Genomic DNA, 20,397 nt, shown 5'->3' on the forward strand with positions numbered 1-20,397 from the left:
TTATCCGGCCTACGGTTACGTTTTTATTTTTTCATTTCAAGGATAATCATGTTCACAGATACGATTAACAAATGTGCGGCTAACGCTGCGCGCATCGCACGCCTGTCGGCAAATAACCCGCTCGGCTTTTGGGTCAGCTCAGCGATGGCTGGAGCTTACGTTGGCCTGGGTATCATCCTGATTTTCACCCTTGGAAATTTACTCGACCCGTCCGTGCGTCCGCTGGTGATGGGCGCAACTTTTGGGATCGCCTTAACGCTGGTGATTATTGCCGGTTCCGAACTGTTTACCGGTCACACGATGTTCCTGACGCTTGGCGTCAAAGCGGGCACCATCAGCCAGGGGCAAATGTGGGCAATTTTGCCGCAGACCTGGTTGGGTAACCTGGTCGGTTCCGTGTTCGTCGCGCTGCTGTACAGTTGGGGCGGCGGCAGCCTGCTGCCGGTCGATACCAGCATCGTACATTCGGTCGCGCTGGCGAAAACCACGGCACCGGCAACCGTACTTTTCTTCAAAGGCGCGCTGTGTAACTGGCTGGTTTGTCTGGCAATCTGGATGGCAATCCGTACTGAAGGCGCCGCGAAATTTATCGCTATCTGGTGGTGTCTGCTGGCGTTTATCGCGTCCGGCTATGAACACTCGGTTGCCAACATGACGCTGTTTGCCCTCTCCTGGTTCGGTCACCACAGCGAAGCCTATACCCTGGCGGGGATTGGTCATAATCTGTTGTGGGTAACACTCGGCAATACTTTGTCCGGTGTCGTGTTCATGGGATTAGGTTATTGGTATGCTACGCCGAAATCGGAGCGACCTGCTCCGGCAAAAATCAACCAAACTGAGGCTGCTGCCAATAATTAAGGGGTAATGTCGTGGATCATTTGCCTATATTTTGTCAACTACGTGACCGTGACTGTCTTATTGTCGGCGGTGGTGATGTCGCAGAACGCAAAGCACGGTTACTGCTGGAAGCGGGCGCTCGTTTAACGGTTAATGCGCTGACGTTTATTCCGCAGTTCACCGTATGGGCAAATGAAAACATGTTAACGCTGGTGGAAGGGCCGTTTGATGAAACCCTTCTCGACCCGTGCTGGCTGGCGATTGCCGCGACCGATGATGACGCGGTGAATCAGCGCGTCAGCGATGCCGCACAATCCCGTCGCATCTTCTGTAACGTCGTGGATGCGCCAAAGGCTGCCAGTTTCATCATGCCATCGATTATCGACCGCTCGCCGCTGATGGTAGCGGTCTCCTCCGGCGGCACCTCACCGGTGTTGGCCCGTCTGCTGCGTGAAAAGCTGGAATCCGTATTACCTCAACATTTGGGCCAGGTCGCGCAGTTCGCCGGACAACTTCGTTCCCGGGTGAAAAAACAGTTTGCCACGATGGGCGAACGTCGCCGCTTCTGGGAAAAGCTGTTTGTTAACGACAGACTGGCGCAGTCGCTGGCGAATGCCGACCACAAAGCGGTGGAAGAAACCACTGAGCAGATGCTCCGCGAGCCGTTGGATCATCGCGGTGAAGTCGTGCTGGTGGGCGCGGGTCCTGGTGATGCCGGTCTTCTGACGCTGAAAGGGCTGCAGCAGATCCAGCAGGCCGATGTGGTGGTCTATGACCGCCTGGTTTCTGACGATATCATGAACCTTGTGCGTCGCGACGCCGACCGCGTATTTGTGGGTAAACGCGCGGGCTATCACTGTGTTCCGCAGGAAGAAATTAACCAAATTCTGCTGCGGGAAGCACAACAGGGCAAACGCGTCGTTCGTCTGAAAGGCGGTGATCCCTTTATCTTTGGTCGTGGTGGTGAAGAGCTGGAAACGCTGTGTCACGCTGGTATTCCATTCTCCGTGGTACCGGGGATTACGGCAGCTTCCGGTTGTTCCGCCTACTCCGGTATTCCGCTGACCCACCGGGACTACGCCCAGAGCGTACGTCTGGTTACCGGACACCTGAAAACCGGCGGCGAACTGGACTGGGAAAACCTGGCGGCAGAGAAACAGACGCTGGTGTTCTACATGGGGCTGAATCAGGCAGCCACTATCCAGCAAAAACTGATCGAATTTGGTATGCAGGCCGATATGCCGGTTGCACTGGTTGAGAACGGCACCTCGGTGAAACAGCGGGTCGTGAACGGCGAACTGTCGCAACTGGGTGAACTGGCAACGAAGGTGGCAAGTCCGGCGCTGATCATTGTTGGCCGGGTGGTCGGGCTGCGCGACAAGCTGAACTGGTATTCAAACCATTAATCAGCAACCGATATGACGGACAAAAAAGCCGGGAAAAATTTTCCCGGCTTTTTTATTTTTCGCAGCCGTTACGGCTTAGCGACAAAACCAATCGCTTCGTAGACCGCTTTCAGCGTAGCTGATGCGCGCGCGCTGGCTTTTTCCGCGCCGTCTTTCATCACCTGCTGCAGGAAGGCTTCGTCGTTGCGGAAACGATGATAACGCTCCTGCAGCTCGGTCAGCATGCCGGAAACCGCATCGGCGACTTCACCTTTCAGATGACCGTACATTTTGCCTTCGAAGCTCTGTTCCAGCTCAGGAATGCTCTTGCCGGTCACGGCAGAGAGAATATCCAGCAGGTTAGACACGCCGGGTTTCTCTTTAACGTCATAACGCACAACCGGCGGCTCTTCCGAGTCAGTCATGGCTCGCTTAAGTTTTTTAACCACCGATTTCGGATCTTCCAGCAGACCAATCACATTGTTGCGGTTATCGTCCGACTTGGACATCTTTTTCGTCGGCTCCAGCAGAGACATCACGCGGGCACCTGACTTAGGAATAAACGGTTCAGGAACTTTGAAGATCTCACCATACAGCGCGTTGAAACGCTGGGCGATATCGCGGCTCAGTTCCAGATGCTGTTTCTGGTCTTCACCCACCGGCACCAGGTTGGTCTGATACAGCAGGATATCTGCCGCCATCAGTACCGGATAGTCAAACAGACCGGCGTTGATGTTCTCAGCGTAACGCGCTGACTTATCTTTGAACTGGGTCATACGGCTCAGTTCGCCAAAGTAGGTGTAGCAGTTCAGCGCCCAGCTCAGTTGCGCATGTTCAGGCACGTGGGACTGAACGAAAATGGTGCTTTTTTCAGGATCGATACCGCACGCAAGATAGAGCGCCAGCGTATCCAGCGTCGCTTTACGCAGTTGCTGGGCATCCTGACGAACGGTGATGGCATGCTGGTCAACGATGCAATAGATGCAATGGTAGTCATCCTGCATGTTCACCCACTGACGCAGTGCACCCATGTAGTTGCCAATGGTCAATTCACCTGAGGGCTGTGCGCCACTAAAAACGATGGGCTTAGTCATTTTTCGATTCCTGATTTTCGCTATGCGGAAGCCCGAGAGCGGGCAGTAATTCACTAATGCGGTCGTACATGATGTCTGGCTGGCTCAGCGCGATCGGTTCGCCGTAGTTGTAGCCGTAGGTGAGGCCTACGGACGGGCAGCCAGCGGCTTTTGCCGCCTGAATATCATTACGCGAATCCCCAACGAAGAGCAATTGCTCTGGCGCAATGCCGAGCTTACTTGCCACCAACAGCAGTGGATCCGGATGAGGTTTTTTGTTCTGGACGTCGTCACCGCCGATGACCACGCTGAAATATTTGCCAATATCCAGCGCATCGAGCAATGGCGCAACAAACGGTGTCGGCTTGTTAGTCACCAGACCGAGCGGCAGCCCTTTGGCGTGCAGCGCGCCCAGCGTATCGGCGACATCAGGGAACAGGAACGTCCCCTCTTCAGCAACATCCCCGTAGTAGCGGTCAAACAGCTTACGCAGAATACGGACCTGCTCCTCGGCGGGAATATCATCATCGACCGGCGGTTTGCCCATCGTCTTACGCAATGTCGCGCGTTCCTGACGAGACCAGGTTAACGCACGCTCCATCAAGACATCAGCACCGTTACCAATCCAGGTAATGACGCGCTCTTCACCGGCAACCGGCAGCTCAAGCGCATACAGCGCCATGTCCACTGCGGCGCTCAATCCCGGCGCGCTATCCACCAGCGTACCGTCGAGGTCGAAGGCGACGCCCCGAATATCCTGCAATTTATCCATGACTTACCTTTGCCAGTTCGCTGCGCATGTCATCAATGACTTTTTTGTAGTCTGGCTGATCGAAGACAGCGGAACCGGCGACAAACATGTCAGCCCCGGCTGCGGCGATTTCACCGATGTTGCTCGCTTTCACGCCGCCATCCACTTCGAGGCGAATGTCGTAACCCGACGCGTCAATGCGACGACGGACTTCGCGCAGTTTGTCCAGCGTTTGCGCAATGAAAGACTGACCGCCAAAGCCCGGGTTGACGGACATCAGCAGGATCACATCCAGCTTGTCCATCACGTAGTCCAGATAGCTCAACGGCGTCGCCGGATTAAAAACCAGCCCGGCTTTACAGCCGTGCTCTTTAATCAGTTGCAGCGAGCGGTCAACGTGTTCGGAGGCTTCCGGGTGAAAGGTGATGATGCTGGCGCCTGCGGCGGCGAAATCCGGGATGATTCGGTCGACCGGTTTCACCATCAGATGCACATCGATGGGCGCCGTAATACCGTATTTACGCAGGGATTTCAGGACCATCGGCCCCATGGTCAGATTCGGTACATAGTGGTTGTCCATGACGTCAAAATGCACGACGTCGCCACCGGCAGCCAGTGCTTTCGCGGTGTCCTCACCCAGGCGAGCAAAATCAGCCGACAGGATTGAGGGGGCAATCAAATACTGTTTCATCCGCTTCTCCTTGAGAATTATTTATTCGCGGGTGAAACGACTCCTGGTTTGTACAGAGCCAGCAGTTCGTCCACCTTTTTACGTGTGCCGCCGTTGCTGCTTATACTGCGCCGCACTTTGACCTGAAAATGTTCCGCCGCTTTATACCATTCGCGCGTATCCGGGGTGTCATGGTTCGAAATTAACACTGGGATCCGCTTACTGACCAGCTTTTCGGCCATCTTCGCCAGATGGGCCTGCTCTTTCGGGCTGAAGCTGTTGGTATGATACGCGGTGAAATTCGCCGTCGCTGACAGCGGGGCGTAGGGCGGATCGCAATAGACAACCGAGTTTGAATCCGCACGATCCATACACTCATCATATGAGAGGCAATGGAACTCCGCATTCTGCGCTTTTTCCGCAAAGTGATACAACTCAGCTTCCGGGAAGTAAGGCTTTTTGTAACGTCCAAACGGCACGTTAAATTCGCCACGCAGATTATACCGGCACAGACCGTTGTATCCATATCGGTTCAAATACAGGAACAAGACCGCACGACGGAAAAGATCCTGACTGGCGTTGAACTCTTCACGGAACTGGTAGTAAACCTCAGCCTGATTGGTCTCTGGGCTAAACAGCTCACGGGAAGCCTGCACGTACTCGTCGGTACGGGTCTTCACGATCTTATAGAGACTGATGAGGTCGCTGTTGATGTCGGCAAGAATATAACGAGAAAAGTCGGTGTTAAGAAACACCGACCCTGCACCCACAAAGGGTTCGACCAGGCATTCACCCTGAGGTAAATGCCGTTTGATGTCATCAAGCAGGGGGTATTTCCCCCCTGCCCACTTCAGAAAAGCGCGATTTTTTTTCATGCTGACTAACTAATTACACCTTCTCCGGCTGTGGAGAAAGCTCCGACAGCATCCTGCGCTTTAACATTATTTCAGATCGGCCTGTACCTGATGCAACGGTTTGGCCCACGGATTTTTTGCCTGCACATCGGCTGGCAGCGTGGAAACCGCGCGTTTGGCATCTTCTTTCGAGGCGTACACGCCAGACACCAGAACATACCACGGTTGACCGTTACGCGTCGTCTGATACACCACATAGTTTTTCAGATTCTCTTTCTTCGCCCAACCGTTCAGGTTGTCGTAGTTAGAAGAGCTGCTGAGCTGCAGGGTGTAATGGCTGGACGGTGCTGACTTCAGCGATCCGACGTTACCGGCGCTTTTGCCTCCCGCCGCGCTACTTGTTGCCGCTGGCGCGGTCTGTACAGGCGCTGCCGTCTGTGCTGGCGCAGCCGTCTGTGCCGGTGCGGCGTTGGCCGTCGCTTTCGGTGCTGTGGTGGCAGCAGGCGCTACGGGTTCCGCTCGTTTAGGCTGGGTCGTCGGCTTCGGTTCCGCTGGCGTCGCTTTCGCGGTTGTCTGCGGTTTCTTCGGCTCAATCACAACCTGCTTACGTTCCGGACGCGTGGTGGCCGGGCGCTCGCTGCCAGGTGCCGCAGCCGTCTGGCTCGACGCATTACCATTACGCACTGGTGCAACGGTCGCCGGTTCAGTAGGCAGTGTGGAGTTCACCACCACATTATTCACCTGTTCCTGACCCTGCGGTTGCGTCAGAGCATTATTCAGATCGCCCTGCACTTCTACACGCTGCTGGCCTTCTGCGGTCGCAGGCGCTTGTCCTTGCGTCGGCGTGGAGGAAATTGGCGGCAGAGAAACATCCTGCGGCGTGTTGCCCGCAGTCTGTTCAGCGGAGGTACTTCCCGGAGCCGGTTGGGCACCGTTTGCCTGGTCAGCGGCATTGCCGGAGAGATCGATACTCTTCTCGCCAGACGCCGTTTGTGCGTTTGAAGACGGGGTGGAAGGCGCTTTCAGCGCGGAGCCAATACCGATGATCAACAGCAGCAGAACCAGCACGCCCACGCCCATCATCATGTACTGACGGGAAGCAGGTTTACCGGCGGCTTTTTTACGCTTACGCGGACGACGCTCTACGCGCTCTTCATCCACGAACGCTTCATCATCGGAATCGTAATCTTCTTCCCTCTCTTGCTCATCAAGGCGTTCTTTACGCCCGCGTGCAGGACGGCGATCGTCAGCATCCAGATCAACATCATCAAAGTTGATCTGCGGTTCACCGCGTTCTGAAGATTGACGAGAACGACCAGTACGACGATCGCTGGGATCGGGTTTCAGCTCGTCTTCTGGTTTGAATTCATCCATTTAACACCCCACTCAAAGGCTAATGCTTACGACGTTGCAACTAACCTGAATCTAAATGGCCGATACGTGAGCCGTATCAGTCCGACCTTTCTTGTTGTTACGCCTGCTGGCAATCAGCAATAGCGTTAAGAACGACTTCGTGCGACACACCGCCGCGTACTTCACTTTTCCCTATTGCCAGCGGAAGGACTAAGCGCATTTCTCCCGCTAACACTTTTTTATCACGCAACATATGCGGCAGATAAGCCTGCGCGGACATCTCGCGTGGTCCGTGAACCGGCAAACCGGCACGGTTGAGTAACGTGATGATGCGCTGCGTATCTTCTGGCGCAAACTGCCCCAGACGTTCCGACGTGCGCGCAGCCATTACCATACCTGCTGCGACCGCCTCACCATGTAACCAATTGCCATAACCCATTTCAGCTTCAATGGCATGACCGTATGTATGCCCAAGATTCAGTAAAGCACGTAAGCCGGTTTCGCGCTCGTCTGCGGCGACAACTTCGGCTTTCAGCTCACAACAACGACGAATACACCAGGCCATTGCCGGTCCGTCCAGACGCAATAGCGCATCCAGATTCTCTTCCAGCCAGCTAAAGAATTCGCCATCAAGAATAATGCCGTACTTGATCACTTCCGCCAGACCGGACGCCAGTTCGCGAGCAGGCAGCGTTTTCAGACAGTCGAGATCCACCACCACGGAGGCCGGCTGATAAAACGCGCCAATCATGTTTTTGCCGAGGGGATGGTTTACAGCGGTTTTACCGCCAACGGAGGAGTCGACCTGCGACAGAAGCGTCGTCGGGACCTGGATGAAGCGAACACCGCGCTGATAGCTGGCTGCGGCAAAACCGGTCAGGTCGCCAATGACACCGCCGCCAAGTGCGACCAGCGTCGTATCACGACCGTGTGGTTTTTGCAGTAAGGCGGTGAATACCGTATCCAGCACCGTCAGGCTCTTGTACTGCTCGCCGTCAGGCAGGATGACGCTATCAACATTCACCCCCGCTTGTTCAAGTACGCTGCGAATCTTATCAAGATAAAGGGGAGCCAGGGTTTCGTTGGTGACCAACATAACCTGATCGCCCGATTTCAGCGGTAAGAATGAAGCTGGTTCGTTAAACAAACCAGCCGCGATGGTGATAGGGTAACTACGTTCCCCGAGAGTGACGGTAATCCTCTCCATGACGCGACATCCACCTTAATGACTTATACCCGCTTACCGAGTGTGTATTAAGCCAGAATCAGTTGCTTTCCAGCATATGAATAATCTGGTTTGCAACGACTTTGGCGCTCTGATCATCGGTACGAATGGTTACGTCGGCAATCTCTTCATACAGCGGATTGCGTTCGTCGGCCAACGCTTCCAGAACTTCACGAGGCGGCGCTTCAACCTGCAACAGCGGACGTTTTTTATCGCGCTGTGTACGCGCAAGTTGTTTTTCGATGGTCGTTTCGAGATAAACCACGACGCCACGTGCGGAAAGACGATTACGGGTTTCACGCGATTTTACAGAGCCACCGCCGGTAGCCAGCACAATACCCTGTTTTTCCGTCAATTCGTTGATGACTTTCTCTTCACGATCGCGGAAGCCGTCTTCACCTTCTACGTCGAAGACCCAGCCCACATCAGCTCCGGTTCGTTTCTCAATCTCTTGATCAGAATCGTAAAATTCCATATTGAGTTGTTGAGCTAACTGGCGCCCAATAGTGCTTTTTCCGGCACCCATAGGCCCAACCAGAAAGATATTGCGTTTCTCTGCCATTTTTTCGGTACTACTAAGACTATTCGTTAATGATAAACCCGCGTCGCAGACACTGAGCGCAGCAGGACATGAACTGAAACCTCATAAGATATTGCGAGAGTCAGACTGAAAATTATCTCAATACTCAAGCAGGTTTGGCAACTGAATAAATCATCAAACCAGATTGTAGGCAATCCGAGTCGGCATTGCCGGACGGCGATGAGAAGTACCGACTCTCAAATCGGTACTCCTTGTATGCTAAATAGCTGCGTACGTCAAATCCCTGAAACGAGTTAAGTGCAAAAACAACGGTGTTTCATGCATAAATCATTCTGTCGAGACCAATCTGGGCGTAATAAATACCACCAGCTCGCGACGTTCATTTTCTTTCCCGTCATGACGAAAGAGTTGTCCAAACCAGGGAATGTCACCCAGCAACGGAATACTGTCTTTACCGGTTTTATTCTTGTTTGAAAAAATGCCGCCCAGCGCCAGCGTCTCTCCGCTTTTCACCTCGACCTGCGTTTCAATTTCCTGCTTATCGATAGCCAGCACTTCACCGTCAGCCTGTTGCAGCACCTGCCCCGGCATATTCTGGCTGATGCGCAACTTCAGGCGGATCCGCCCCTTAGGTAAGACCGTAGGGGTGACTTCCATCCCGAGAACGGCCTCTTTAAATTCAACCGACGTTGCGCCGCTTTCGCCGCTGGAAACCTGATAGGGGATCTCACTCCCCTGTTTGATGCTGGCAGGCTGTAGATGGGAAGCTAACAGACGCGGACTGGCGATAATATCGAGCTGCTGCTGTTGCTCCAGCGCGGACAGTTCCAGATCCAGCAGCCGACCATTAATACGACCAATATTAAATCCGATGCGAGTGGTAGCATTTGCGACAGAGAGATCGCTGGCTATCGTCGTCACTTGTCCCACGGCTCCAGCCTTCGTTGCTTCTGCCAGCGTCCATTTCACCCCCAGCTCACGCAGGCTTTTTTCATTGATGGTCACAATATGCGCCGCCAGCTCGACCTGTTCTATTGGCAGATCCATTTGCGCCACCCACTGTTCCACCAGCGCCAGCGTCGGCGGGTTGTCCCTGACCAGCAGTCGGTTGGTGCGCTTATCCACCGTGAGACTGCCTTTGGCACTCAGCAGTTTTCCTCCCGCTTTCGCCAGTTCAGTGGCATCGGCGTAATGCAGTGCAATGTGCCGATTCTCCAGCGGTAAACTCGCCTGGCGTCTCGCCATCTCCGCCTCCTGCCGCACCGCTTCTTCGCTCTGCCAGCTTTCAGAATGCACATGCAAAATCGGTCCTTCCTGACGTAACACCAGTCCGGCGCTCTTCACCACCGTCTGGAGCGCCAGTTTCCATGGGACGTCCGTCAGATGCAGCGACACCACGCCGCTGACATCCGGCGATACCACAAGATTTTTCCGTTCCTGTTCAGCCAGCGCCTGGAGTACCTGCGTGACGGGAACGTCATCCACCACCAGCGTCACGTTCTGAGTTTTTCCGGCCAGAACCGGCTGCATGGCGGCTACCAATAGCACCAGTATCCATTGCTTCATTAACCTCTCCTTGTCTTTGCCACTGCCACTGTGGCGGGTCACACTCTTTACCAGTACTCACGGTTAGCGTCAGAGCGGTGAGTTGCACGATTGTCCAGCCGTTATCCAGAACTTCATGGGGTTCGACACGCCGCCAGCGGTGCAGGCCGTCCTGCACCAGGCCAATGTTGCGCTCACCCCGGCTCACCATCCCCTGATACCGCCATTGGGCCAGCTCTGCCCCATGACAACGATCGTCTGGTTGGCGGAACGGATCGCGCATGCCGGTCAGCATTAGCAATGAAAAGGCCACCAGCAGTCCGTCCCTACCCTTCATGAAAAGACTCCAGAGTGAGCGTCAGCACCCGTTCGTCGTTTTCTGCCTTCAGCGAGAATCCACTCACGGACATCCCTCGCGTCGCCAGATAACCAAATAATGACACCACCGCCTCCCACGGGGCCTTCACCGCAAGTTCCCCCCCTTGCGCCGACGGTTGCCAGTGCAGCAACTGCACATTCGGCACCTGAAGCGAGAGGGGTGAAAATGGCGACGTTTGCGATGTCGATGAAACCTGCGACTCTGTCAGTGCGCCGGAGAGGCGGTACAACGTTGGCCTGAGCTGGCGGTTCGCCGCCCGTTGCAGGTTAAGCGCATCATCGTCCCCCCTTCCCGGAAAGTGCAGAAAAAACATAGCGAGCGCACTTAGCACAGCCACCCAACTTGCCCAGCAGACAACGCGGATGCGAGGAGAAAAGGCACACCAGACGTCAAAGAGGACGATCATGCGCTTCTCTCCATTTCAGCCGGTACTGAAACTGCCAGTATCCCTGCGCATCACGCTGGGTGGCGCCGGTGTGGTTTATCTCAAACAACGGCAAGTCGCGCAGAGCGGTTTCCAGCGCGCTAAGCGCAGAAAAGGTCAGTGCTTTTCCGCTGAGCGTCAGCGTGCTTTGCTGGTAGTCCATGTTGGTCAGCCAGGCCTGCGCGGGTATGCTCAACGCAAGGTTTTCCAGCGCCGACTGCCAGCGACGGGTCTGCTCCCGCAATCTGTCTCGTTGAATGGCCTGCTGCGCCTGACGTTGACGCGCCTCCAGTCGGGGTTTCACTGTCGCCAGAGCGGCTGCAAGCTGCTGCTCTGCCCGCAGTAAGACCACATTCACTCGCCCACTCATGCTGCGAACGGCGTATCCGCTCAGCATTAACGCCAACACAATCGCTGCTGATGCACTGAACAGCCCGCCCCACAAACGCAGACAGGCACTACGCCGCTGTTGTCGCCAGGGCAAAAAATTGACAGGGGATTGCATCAGCGCATTCCCCCTAACGCCAGCCCCAGCGCGACGGCGAAAGCATGACCTTCCACGGGCACGGGAGGTTGACGGATTGAAACCGCCTGCCAGGGGTCAAATCCCTCTTTTGCGCAGAGCGCCACCTCTTCGGGCTGGAGGGAAAGCGCAGCGGCCAGGTCGCAAATATGGCTTATTTCTGTCAGCGATTTTCGTCCCCAGGCGTCGCGCGTCGCCCACAACCACTGCGTGTCATCACGCCATGCCAGGCAGGACTGTTCCGGGGAAAGAAAAGGTAGCAGACGCTGCAATGCGCAGGCATCCGGCGTGATCGCGGTGACATTCACGCCGAGCGTTTTCGCCAGCGTCAACAAGCCTGAAATCTCTTTGTCCTGAGCGGCGGTGACCGTATAGGCCGGGACGAGCGCATCTTCACTATAATCAAATCGCAGTGCAGCCGATTCCATATCCAGTTCACGCGCCATCGACCCTGTCAGCCAGGCGGTTTGTTCGCGCTCGCGAAGTGACATTGACGGACGGGGAAAACGCTTTTGCCGCGTCCGACCTGCGGGAAAAGAGAGGTGAATATGATGGCGCTGCGGCAGTTCGCGACTCCACGGTTGTAACACCGCCACAAGCTGTTCGGCGTCGTGAAAATGTCCGTCGTTGATCGTCTGTTGCGCCAGCGGCAGACGCCACCAGCGCTGTAGATACCAGCCCGACGCGCCGCGAACGACGGCAACCGCCAGGGCTTCATGTGGCTGAATGTGCAGGCCGACTTGCCAGAATCTGAAAGCCATTGCTGATGATCTCCTTATCACCCGTCGCTCTCGCGGGTATATCAATGCGTCTGGCTTGCCTTTATACTACCGCGCGGTTGTTTATAAACTGCCCAAATGAAACTAAATGGGAAATCTCCGGTGAAGTTCGTAAAGTATTTATTGATCCTTGCAGTATGTTGCATCCTGCTGGGAGCAGGCTCGATTTATGGCCTCTATCGCTATATTGAGCCACAGTTACCTGACGTCGCGACGCTTAAAGATGTGCGTTTGCAGATCCCGATGCAGGTTTACAGCGCAGATGGCGAGCTCATCGCGCAATATGGTGAGAAACGTCGTATTCCGGTGACGCTCAGTCAGATCCCGCCGGAAATGGTCAAAGCCTTTATCGCCACAGAAGACAGTCGCTTCTATGAGCACCACGGCGTTGACCCGGTGGGGATTTTCCGTGCGGCCAGCGTCGCGCTGTTCTCCGGCCACGCCTCTCAGGGGGCGAGTACCATCACCCAGCAGCTTGCGAGAAACTTCTTCCTTAGCCCCGAACGCACGCTGATGCGTAAGATTAAGGAAGTGTTCCTGGCAATCCGCATTGAGCAACTGCTGAGCAAAGATGAGATCCTCGAACTCTATCTGAACAAGATCTATCTCGGTTACCGCGCCTATGGCGTCGGTGCGGCGGCGCAGGTCTATTTCGGTAAATCCGTCGACCAGCTTGATCTGAGTGAAATCGCCGTGATTGCCGGTCTGCCGAAAGCGCCTTCCACCTTTAACCCGCTCTATTCGATGGACCGCGCGACCGCGCGCCGCAACGTGGTGCTATCGCGTATGCTGAGCGAAGGGTACATCACCCAGGCGCAGTACGATCAGGCACGTAATGAGCCGATCGACGCCAACTATCATGCGCCAGAAATCGCCTTCTCCGCCCCGTATCTGTCAGAAATGGTGCGTCAGGAGATGTACAGCCGTTACGGCGAAAACGCCTATGAAGACGGTTATCGCATTTACACCACCATTACCCGCAAGGTACAGCAGGCTGCGCAACAGGCGGTACGCAATAACGTACTGGACTACGACATGCGCCACGGCTATCGCGGCCCGGCCAACGTACTGTGGAAAGTAGGTGAAACCGCGTGGGACAGTAAGAAAATCACCGACACGCTGAAAGCGTTGCCAACCTACGGGCCGCTGCTGCCTGCGGTGATCACCAGTGCAAACCCGCAGGAAGCGACGGCGACTCTGGCAGATGGCACCTCGGTCTCTCTGCGGATGGATGGCATTCGTTGGGCGCGTCCTTATCGCTCAGATACCCAGCAGGGGCCGACGCCACGTAAAGTAACCGACGCGGTGCAGACTGGTCAGCAGATCTGGGTGCGGAAGATGGGCGAAGCCTGGTGGCTGGCGCAGGTTCCGGATGTGAACTCCGCGCTGGTCTCTATCAATCCGAAAAACGGGGCCGTGCTGGCGCTGGTCGGTGGCTTTGACTTTAACCAGAGCAAGTTCAACCGAGCCACCCAGGCACTGCGTCAGGTCGGCTCTAACATTAAGCCGTTCCTCTACACCGCCGCGATGGATAAAGGTCTGACGCTGGCGAGCATGTTGAACGACGTGCCTATCTCCCGCTGGGATGCTGGTGCCGGTTCCGACTGGCGTCCGAAGAACTCACCACCGCAGTACGCAGGCCCGATTCGTTTACGTCAGGGGCTGGGTGAATCGAAAAACGTGGTGATGGTACGCGCCATGCGAGCAATGGGCGTGGACTACGCGGCGGAATATCTGCAACGGTTCGGCTTCCCGGCACAAAACATTGTACATACCGAATCCCTGGCGCTGGGCTCTGCATCCTTTACCCCGCTGCAGGTGGCGCGCGGTTATGCGGTGATGTCGAACGGCGGCTTCCTGGTCGACCCGTATTTCATCAGCAAGATTGAAACGGACCAGAACGGTGTGATTTTCGAAGCGAAGCCGAAAATTGCTTGTCCGGAATGCGATATTCCGGTGATTTACGGTGATACGCAGAAATCCAACGTGCTGGAAAACAGCAATGTGGAAGATGTCGCTATCTCTGGTGAACAGCAAAACGCCGCCGTGCCAATGCCCAAGCTGGAGCAGGCAAATCAGGCGTTAGTGGCGCAGACCGGGGCGCAAGAGTATGCGCCGCATGTGATCAACACGCCGCTGGCCTTCCTGATTAAGAGTGCGTTGAACACCAACATCTTCGGCGAACCAGGCTGGATGGGCACCGGTTGGCGTGCGGGCCGCGATCTGAATCGCCACGATATCGGCGGTAAAACCGGGACGACCAACAGCTCGAAAGACGCCTGGTTCTCCGGCTACGGCCCGGGGGTGGTCACCTCCGTGTGGATTGGATTTGACGACCACCGCCGTGATCTGGGACGCACCACCGCCTCTGGCGCGATCAAAGATCAGATCTCCGGTTACGAAGGTGGCGCGAAGAGTGCGCAACCCGCATGGGATGCCTACATGAAAGCGGTGCTGGAAGGGGTTCCTGAAGAGCCGCTGACGCCACCACCAGGTATCGTCACGGTCAATATCGATCGCAGTACCGGGCAACTGGCGAACGGCGGTAACAGCCGTGCAGAATATTTCATCGAAGGCACGCAGCCGACACAGCAGGCGGTGCATGAGGTGGGGACGACCATCACTGACGGTGGTGAGACACACGAGTTGTTCTAAATAAAAAAGGCGCTAAGGCGCCTTTTTTACTGCTGGTATTATCGCCGGATGGCGGCTACGCCTTATCCGGCCTACACCGCTATTTGCCCTACAACCGCCCCTGCCCTTTCAACCATTCGCGCACGAGGAACAATGCGCTCACGTTTCGCGCTTCGGTGAAATCGGGGTCTTCCAACAGATCCATCAGATGCGCCAGCGGCCAGCGCACCTGTGGCAGCGGCTCTGGCTCATCGCCTTCCAGCGACTCGGGATAAAGGTCTTCCGCCACCACGATGTTCATCTTGCTGGAGAAGTAAGATGGCGCCATGCTGAGTTTTTTCAAAAAGGTCAGATCGTTTGCCCCAAAACCGACCTCCTCTTTCAGTTCCCGGTTCGCCGCTTCAAACACGCTTTCACCGGGGTCAATCAACCCTTTGGAAAAGCCCAGCTCATAGGACTCCGTCCCCACTGCGTATTCACGAATCAGGATCATATGATCGTCTACAATCGGGACAATCATTACTGCTTCACGGGTAGAAGGACGCATTCGTTCATAAACGCGACGCACACCGTTGCTGAATTCGAGGTCCACGCTTTCAACGCTAAATAGCCGCGACTGCGCAACCGTTTCGACGTTCAGAATGGTGGGTTTTTGTAATGATTTGCTCATCGTGAGAATCTATGCCGTGAAATCTGTTGTTATTGTGCGGTACGCAACACGGTTTCGGCAATGTGAATTGCCAGTTATTTACATTTATGTAACCTAATAAAAATATAATTCCTGTTTCAAATTAAAAGTCAATAGGTTGAAATAGGTCCAGGAATTTGCTGATATTCCGTTTTTGCAGATTTTGCTATCATCAGCACTCACTGGGATGCGCTGAAAAATGCTCAAGTTCAACTCCATGCTTGCCGATAGCCAACCACGGAATCACGTTTATTGTGACAGGGTGCGACTGACCACGCCTGACAGATTAAGTAAGATGGGGAAAGCATGAGCACCATTCTGATTTTTTTAGCGGCGTTGCTGGCCTGCGCATTGCTGGCCTGGTGGCGACTTAACGTCCGGGCCAGGCGGCGAAAACTGCCGTGGACGAATGCCTTCTCAGAGGCGGCGACGCGCAAGCTTACGCCTGAAGAACGCAGTGCCGTTGAAAATTATCTTGATAGCCTGAGCCAAATCCAGCGGGTACCCGGTCCAACGGGTGCCAGCGCAGCGCCTGTTTCCCTGACGCTGAATGCTGAAAGCAATAGCGTCATCATTCTGACCCACTCGATCACCCGCTACGGCATCACTACGGACGATCCCAATAAATGGCGCTACTACCTCGATTCCGTTGAGGTTCACCTGCCGCCTTTCTGGGAACAGTACATTAACGATGAAAACAACGTTGAACTGATCCACACCGACACGCTGCCGCTGGTTATCTCGCTGAATGGTCACTCCCTGCAAGAGTATATGCAGGAAGCACGCGGCTATGCGCTGCAGCCCACCACGTCCACACAGGCGTCGATTCGCGGTGAAGAAAGCGAGCAGATTGAACTGCTGAATATTCGTCAGGAGACGCATGAAGAGTACGCACTCAGCCGCCCGGCCGGTTTTCGCGAAGCGCTGCTGATAGTCGCCGCCTTCCTGTTGTTCTTTTTCTGTCTGGTCACGCCGGACGTCTTTGTGCCGTGGATGGTGGGCGGAGCCGTACTGTTGCTGGCGGCAGGATTGTGGGGCCTATTCGCTCCGCCGTCGAAAACGGCGCTGCGCGAAATTCACTGTCTGCGTGGAACGCCGCGCCGCTGGGGACTGTTTGGTGAAAATGACCAGGAGCAGATAAACAATATCTCGCTGGGGATTATCGACCTGGTTTATCCAACTCACTGGCAGCCTTACATTGCGCAGGATCTCGGTCAGCAAACGGATATTGATATTTATCTCGATCGCCACGTCGTGCGGCAGGGGCGATTTTTATCCCTGCATGACGAGGTGAGAAACTTCCCGCTGCAACACTGGGTGCGCAGCACGATTATCGCCGGTGGTTCACTGCTGGTGCTTGTCATGCTGCTGTTCTGGATCCCGCTCGATATGCCGATTAAGTTCACGCTGTCATGGATGAAGGGTGCGCAGACTATCGAAGCAACCAGCGTAAAACAGCTCGAACAATCAGGTGTGCGCGTCGGCGACACCCTGAACCTTCGCGGTACTGGCATGTGTAATATTCATGCGCAGGGCACCTGGAGCGCACAAACCAACTCACCGTTTATGCCGTTTGACTGCTCGCAAATCATCTGGAATGACGCCCCCGCGCTGCCGTTGCCGGAATCCGATCTGGTGAACAAAGCCACCGCGCTCTCGCAGGCCGTTAACCGTCAGTTGCATCCAAAGCCGGAAGATGACTCCCGCGTCAGTGCGGCCTTGCGTTCCGCCATTCAGAAGTCAGGCATGGTGTTGTTAGATGACTTTGGCGATATCGTCCTGAAAACCGCTGATTTGTGCGCAGCAGAAGATGAATGCGTGCGCCTCAAAAATGCGCTGGTCAACCTGGGAAACAGCAAAGACTGGAGCGCGCTGGTGAAACGAGCCAACGCAGGCAAACTGGACGGCGTTAACGTTCTGTTGCGTCCTGTCAGCGCAGAATCGCTCGACAACCTGGTCACCACCTCGACCGCGCCCTTTATTACCCGCGAAACGGCCCGCGCCGCCCAGTCGTTGAACAGCCCCGCCCCCGGTGGATTCCTGATCGTCAGCGATGAAGGCAGCGATCTGGTCGATCAACCCTGGCCGACCGTATCGCTGTATGACTACCCGGCGCAGGAGCAGTGGAGTGCCTTCCAGCGACTGGCGCAAATGCTGATGAACACGCCGTTTAGCGCCGAAGGGATTGTCACCAATATTTATACTGACGCCAATGGCACGCAGCATATCGGCCTGCATCGCATTCCCGATCGTTCCGGTTTGTGGCGTTACCTCGGCACCACACTGCTGATGCTGACGATGCTGGCCTGCGCACTCTATAATGGCGTACAGGCATTCCGCCGCTATCAGCGCCATCGCACCCGCCTGATGGAGATTCAGCAGTACTATGAAAGCTGCCTGAATCCGAAGCTCATCAGCTCTCCGGAAAGCCTCATCTGATAACATGTCTGCGGCACCGGGTGTGCTACCCTGTGCCGCATCGCGTTTTATTCTGGAGAGTTCCCATGCATATTGATATTGCCTGGCAGAACGTGGATACCGTTCTGTTAGACATGGACGGCACGCTGCTCGACCTGGCGTTTGATAACTACTTCTGGCAAAAACTGGTGCCTGAAACCTATGGGGCACAGAACGGGATCTCGCCACAGGAAGCGCAGGAACGCATCCGTCAGGAATATCATGCCGTGCAGCATACGCTAAACTGGTACTGTCTTGATTACTGGAGCGACCGTCTGGGCCTGGATATCTGCGCGATGACCACCGCAATGGGGCCGCGTGCCGTGTTGCGTGATGATACAGTCCCCTTTTTAGATGCGCTGAAAGCCTGCGGTAAACGGCGGATTTTGTTGACTAACGCGCATCCGCATAATCTGGCCGTGAAGCTGGAGCATACCGGTCTGGCTTCACACCTTGATTTATTACTTTCTACCCACACATTTGGATATCCCAAAGAGGATCAGCGGTTATGGCGCGCCGTGGCGGATGAGACGGGAATGAGTGCAGAAAAAACGCTGTTTATTGACGATAGCGAACCCATTCTCGACGCTGCCGCGAAGTTTGGTATTCGTTATTGCCTCGGCGTGACTAACCCCGACTCTGGCGTTGCGGAAAAACAGTATGTGCGCCATCCGTCACTGAATGACTACCGTCGACTGATCCCCTCACTGATGTGAAGGAGACGCCATGAAAGAAAAGCCCTCTGTTGAGGTCAGACTGGATAAATGGCTGTGGGCTGCGCGGTTTTATAAAACCCGCGCGCTGGCCCGCGAAATGGTGGACGGCGGGAAAGTTCACTACAACGGACAGCGCAGTAAGCCGAGCAAGATAGTCGAACTGAACGCCACGTTAACGCTGCGTCAGGGCAATGACGAGCGAACGGTGGTGATCAAAGCGATCGCCGAGCAGCGTCGCCCGGCCAGCGAAGCCGTCACTCTGTATGAAGAGACAGCGGAAAGCGTAGCAAAACGCGAAAAAATGGCGCTGGCACGTAAGCTTAACGCCCTGACCATGCCGCACCCGGACAGACGACCGGACAAAAAAGAACGCCGCGACCTGTTACGTTTTAAACACGGCGACAGTGAGTAACTGTCACCCGCAAGAGAGATGATTATGCCGCAACATGACCAATTACACCGCTATCTGTTTGAAAACTTTGCCGTGCGTGGCGAACTGGTAACCGTATCGGAAACCCTGCAACAGATCCTCGAAAACCATACGTATCCGCAGCCAGTGAAAACTGTGCTGGCTGAGTTGCTGGTCGCCACCAGCCTGCTCACGGCAACGCTGAAGTTCGCCGGTGACATTACCGTTCAGCTCCAGGGCGATGGTCCGTTGAGCCTTGCGGTGATCAACGGCAACAACAATCAGCAGATGCGCGGCGTAGCGCGCGTCCAGGGCGATATCCCGGAAGATGCAGACCTGAAAACCCTGGTCGGTAATGGTTATCTGGTGATTACCATTACGCCGGAAGAGGGCGAACGTTATCAGGGCGTTGTCGGACTGGAAGGCGATACGCTGGCGGCATGTCTGGAAAATTACTTCATGCGCTCTGAGCAGTTGCCGACCCGTCTGTTTATTCGCACTGGCGAAGTCGACGGGAAAGCCGCTGCGGGCGGGATGCTGCTGCAGGTAATGCCGGCGCAGGATGCGCAGGCGGATGACTTTACTCATCTGGCTACGCTGACTGAAACCATCAAGTCTGAAGAGTTGCTGACCCTGCCGGCCAACGAGGTGCTGTGGCGTCTGTATCACGAAGAAGAGGTCACCCTTTACGATCCGCAGAACGTTGAGTTCAAATGCACCTGCTCACGCGAGCGCTGTGCCGGCGCGCTAAAAACGCTGCCGGACGAAGAGGTAGACAGCATTCTGGCGGAAGAAGGCGAAATCGATATGCATTGCGACTACTGCGGGAGCCACTACCTGTTCAACGCCATGGATATTGCCGAGATCCGCAATAACGCCTCCCCTGCCGATCCGCAGGTTCACTGATCGACATACTGAACCGGTCGGACGACGCGATGCGTCTCCGACCGTCCGCACTATATTCCGCACTTTTTGCTAAAATTTTCTTTCGTGGTGAATCGATATTCTACATGTAAGCGTTTTGTTAATTTTCCACATGAATGCGATTACACTCACAACATCTCCGTGAAAAATACTATTTTTTAACCTTTTAAGAACATTTTACACAACTAAAAAGTCATTCCTGCCATAATAAGCCCCGCTTCGTGACTGGA

General features: G+C 55.1%; 20 protein-coding genes. 7 read left to right on the forward strand and 13 right to left on the reverse strand.

Translation table 11 applies throughout. The features are described 5' to 3' along the window. The first annotated feature begins 48 nt into the window (after positions 1-48). Together nirC and cysG are read left to right on the forward strand one after the other, a co-directional pair. On the forward strand, positions 49-858 hold the full coding sequence (gene nirC / locus QQZ17_RS11610) for a nitrite transporter NirC (RefSeq protein ID WP_152400247.1): 810 nt from the start codon (positions 49-51) through the stop codon (positions 856-858). 11 nt (positions 859-869) lie between these two features. Then, complete coding sequence (cysG, locus tag QQZ17_RS11615; RefSeq protein ID WP_152400249.1) at positions 870-2,243, forward strand: siroheme synthase CysG; 1,374 nt, start codon at positions 870-872, stop codon at positions 2,241-2,243. Positions 2,244-2,311: 68 nt separating this feature from the next. Here the strand turns inward: cysG and trpS are convergent, their stop codons facing one another. The 12 genes from trpS to QQZ17_RS11675 all read right to left on the reverse strand — a co-directional run bounded on the left by trpS (position 2,312) and on the right by QQZ17_RS11675 (position 12,321). Continuing rightward, the gene (gene trpS, locus QQZ17_RS11620; RefSeq protein ID WP_042322857.1) at positions 2,312-3,316 is read right to left on the reverse strand and encodes a tryptophan--tRNA ligase; all 1,005 of its coding nucleotides are present in this window, start codon (positions 3,314-3,316) and stop codon (positions 2,312-2,314) included. Further along, positions 3,309-4,067 (reverse strand): phosphoglycolate phosphatase, encoded by a 759-nt coding sequence (gene gph, locus QQZ17_RS11625; RefSeq protein ID WP_152400251.1) that lies wholly within the window; start codon positions 4,065-4,067, stop codon positions 3,309-3,311. The genes trpS and gph overlap by 8 nt, the downstream gene beginning before the upstream one ends. Beyond that, positions 4,060-4,737: a ribulose-phosphate 3-epimerase gene (gene rpe / locus QQZ17_RS11630; protein WP_152400253.1), complete on the reverse strand. Its 678-nt coding sequence runs from the start codon at positions 4,735-4,737 to the stop codon at positions 4,060-4,062. The genes gph and rpe overlap by 8 nt, the downstream gene beginning before the upstream one ends. Positions 4,738-4,754: 17 nt before the next feature. Continuing rightward, complete coding sequence (gene dam, locus QQZ17_RS11635; protein WP_152400255.1) at positions 4,755-5,591, reverse strand: adenine-specific DNA-methyltransferase; 837 nt, start codon at positions 5,589-5,591, stop codon at positions 4,755-4,757. 66 nt (positions 5,592-5,657) lie between these two features. Then, positions 5,658-6,944: a cell division protein DamX gene (gene damX / locus QQZ17_RS11640; protein WP_152400257.1), complete on the reverse strand. Its 1,287-nt coding sequence runs from the start codon at positions 6,942-6,944 to the stop codon at positions 5,658-5,660. 97 nt (positions 6,945-7,041) lie between these two features. Next, positions 7,042-8,130 (reverse strand): 3-dehydroquinate synthase, encoded by a 1,089-nt coding sequence (aroB, locus tag QQZ17_RS11645; RefSeq protein WP_152400259.1) that lies wholly within the window; start codon positions 8,128-8,130, stop codon positions 7,042-7,044. 58 nt (positions 8,131-8,188) lie between these two features. After that, entirely contained in the window at positions 8,189-8,710 is a 522-nt protein-coding gene (aroK, locus tag QQZ17_RS11650) for a shikimate kinase AroK (protein ID WP_042322869.1), read from the reverse strand. A 306-nt stretch (positions 8,711-9,016) separates the two neighbouring features. Beyond that, positions 9,017-10,255 (reverse strand): DNA uptake porin HofQ, encoded by a 1,239-nt coding sequence (gene hofQ, locus QQZ17_RS11655; protein ID WP_152400261.1) that lies wholly within the window; start codon positions 10,253-10,255, stop codon positions 9,017-9,019. Further along, positions 10,167-10,571: a HofP DNA utilization family protein gene (locus QQZ17_RS11660; protein WP_152400264.1), complete on the reverse strand. Its 405-nt coding sequence runs from the start codon at positions 10,569-10,571 to the stop codon at positions 10,167-10,169. Before QQZ17_RS11660 ends, hofQ begins: the two co-directional genes overlap by 89 nt. Then, complete coding sequence (locus tag QQZ17_RS11665) at positions 10,561-11,019, reverse strand: HofO family protein (RefSeq protein WP_152400266.1); 459 nt, start codon at positions 11,017-11,019, stop codon at positions 10,561-10,563. The genes QQZ17_RS11660 and QQZ17_RS11665 overlap by 11 nt, the downstream gene beginning before the upstream one ends. After that, entirely contained in the window at positions 11,003-11,542 is a 540-nt protein-coding gene (locus QQZ17_RS11670) for a PilN domain-containing protein (RefSeq protein ID WP_152400268.1), read from the reverse strand. The genes QQZ17_RS11665 and QQZ17_RS11670 overlap by 17 nt, the downstream gene beginning before the upstream one ends. Further along, complete coding sequence (locus tag QQZ17_RS11675) at positions 11,542-12,321, reverse strand: DNA utilization protein HofM (protein ID WP_152400271.1); 780 nt, start codon at positions 12,319-12,321, stop codon at positions 11,542-11,544. Before QQZ17_RS11675 ends, QQZ17_RS11670 begins: the two co-directional genes overlap by 1 nt. A 120-nt stretch (positions 12,322-12,441) precedes the next feature. Here QQZ17_RS11675 and mrcA point away from each other — a divergent pair, with 120 nt between their 5' ends. Beyond that, a complete protein-coding gene (gene mrcA / locus QQZ17_RS11680) occupies positions 12,442-14,994 on the forward strand; it encodes a peptidoglycan glycosyltransferase/peptidoglycan DD-transpeptidase MrcA (RefSeq protein WP_187697495.1) in 2,553 nt (850 codons plus the stop codon). Between the two features lie 88 nt (positions 14,995-15,082). On the opposite strand, the gene nudE is transcribed toward mrcA, so the two are convergent. After that, the gene (gene nudE / locus QQZ17_RS11685) at positions 15,083-15,643 is read right to left on the reverse strand and encodes an ADP compounds hydrolase NudE (RefSeq protein ID WP_152400275.1); all 561 of its coding nucleotides are present in this window, start codon (positions 15,641-15,643) and stop codon (positions 15,083-15,085) included. Between the two features lie 324 nt (positions 15,644-15,967). On the opposite strand from nudE, the gene igaA reads away from it, so the two are divergent. From igaA to hslO, 4 genes are all read left to right on the forward strand, one after another. Beyond that, complete coding sequence (gene igaA / locus QQZ17_RS11690; RefSeq protein WP_152400277.1) at positions 15,968-18,100, forward strand: intracellular growth attenuator protein IgaA; 2,133 nt, start codon at positions 15,968-15,970, stop codon at positions 18,098-18,100. 65 nt (positions 18,101-18,165) lie between these two features. Continuing rightward, positions 18,166-18,834, forward strand: coding sequence for a GMP/IMP nucleotidase (yrfG, locus tag QQZ17_RS11695; protein ID WP_152400279.1), 669 nt, complete (start codon positions 18,166-18,168; stop codon positions 18,832-18,834). Between the two features lie 10 nt (positions 18,835-18,844). Further along, positions 18,845-19,246: a ribosome-associated heat shock protein Hsp15 gene (gene hslR / locus QQZ17_RS11700; protein WP_152400281.1), complete on the forward strand. Its 402-nt coding sequence runs from the start codon at positions 18,845-18,847 to the stop codon at positions 19,244-19,246. Positions 19,247-19,270: 24 nt separating this feature from the next. Next, positions 19,271-20,149: an Hsp33 family molecular chaperone HslO gene (gene hslO / locus QQZ17_RS11705; RefSeq protein ID WP_152400283.1), complete on the forward strand. Its 879-nt coding sequence runs from the start codon at positions 19,271-19,273 to the stop codon at positions 20,147-20,149. Positions 20,150-20,397 lie beyond the last annotated feature (248 nt).

This window comes from Citrobacter sp. T1.2D-1, from assembly GCF_950098555.1.
In the GTDB taxonomy this organism is placed as follows: domain Bacteria; phylum Pseudomonadota; class Gammaproteobacteria; order Enterobacterales; family Enterobacteriaceae; genus Citrobacter_A; species Citrobacter_A telavivensis.

Coding starts and splice junctions, on each gene's coding strand:
- nirC (WP_152400247.1), top strand. CDS start 49: ATGTTCACAGATACGATTAACAAATGTGCGGCTAACGCTGCGCGCATC.
- trpS (WP_042322857.1), bottom strand. CDS start 3,316: ATGACTAAGCCCATCGTTTTTAGTGGCGCACAGCCCTCAGGTGAATTG.
- gph (WP_152400251.1), bottom strand. CDS start 4,067: ATGGATAAATTGCAGGATATTCGGGGCGTCGCCTTCGACCTCGACGGT.
- rpe (WP_152400253.1), bottom strand. CDS start 4,737: ATGAAACAGTATTTGATTGCCCCCTCAATCCTGTCGGCTGATTTTGCT.
- dam (WP_152400255.1), bottom strand. CDS start 5,591: ATGAAAAAAAATCGCGCTTTTCTGAAGTGGGCAGGGGGGAAATACCCC.
- damX (WP_152400257.1), bottom strand. CDS start 6,944: ATGGATGAATTCAAACCAGAAGACGAGCTGAAACCCGATCCCAGCGAT.
- aroB (WP_152400259.1), bottom strand. CDS start 8,130: ATGGAGAGGATTACCGTCACTCTCGGGGAACGTAGTTACCCTATCACC.
- aroK (WP_042322869.1), bottom strand. CDS start 8,710: ATGGCAGAGAAACGCAATATCTTTCTGGTTGGGCCTATGGGTGCCGGA.
- hofQ (WP_152400261.1), bottom strand. CDS start 10,255: ATGAAGCAATGGATACTGGTGCTATTGGTAGCCGCCATGCAGCCGGTT.
- QQZ17_RS11660 (WP_152400264.1), bottom strand. CDS start 10,571: ATGAAGGGTAGGGACGGACTGCTGGTGGCCTTTTCATTGCTAATGCTG.
- QQZ17_RS11665 (WP_152400266.1), bottom strand. CDS start 11,019: ATGATCGTCCTCTTTGACGTCTGGTGTGCCTTTTCTCCTCGCATCCGC.
- QQZ17_RS11670 (WP_152400268.1), bottom strand. CDS start 11,542: ATGCAATCCCCTGTCAATTTTTTGCCCTGGCGACAACAGCGGCGTAGT.
- QQZ17_RS11675 (WP_152400271.1), bottom strand. CDS start 12,321: ATGGCTTTCAGATTCTGGCAAGTCGGCCTGCACATTCAGCCACATGAA.
- nudE (WP_152400275.1), bottom strand. CDS start 15,643: ATGAGCAAATCATTACAAAAACCCACCATTCTGAACGTCGAAACGGTT.
- igaA (WP_152400277.1), top strand. CDS start 15,968: ATGAGCACCATTCTGATTTTTTTAGCGGCGTTGCTGGCCTGCGCATTG.
- yrfG (WP_152400279.1), top strand. CDS start 18,166: ATGCATATTGATATTGCCTGGCAGAACGTGGATACCGTTCTGTTAGAC.
- hslR (WP_152400281.1), top strand. CDS start 18,845: ATGAAAGAAAAGCCCTCTGTTGAGGTCAGACTGGATAAATGGCTGTGG.
- hslO (WP_152400283.1), top strand. CDS start 19,271: ATGCCGCAACATGACCAATTACACCGCTATCTGTTTGAAAACTTTGCC.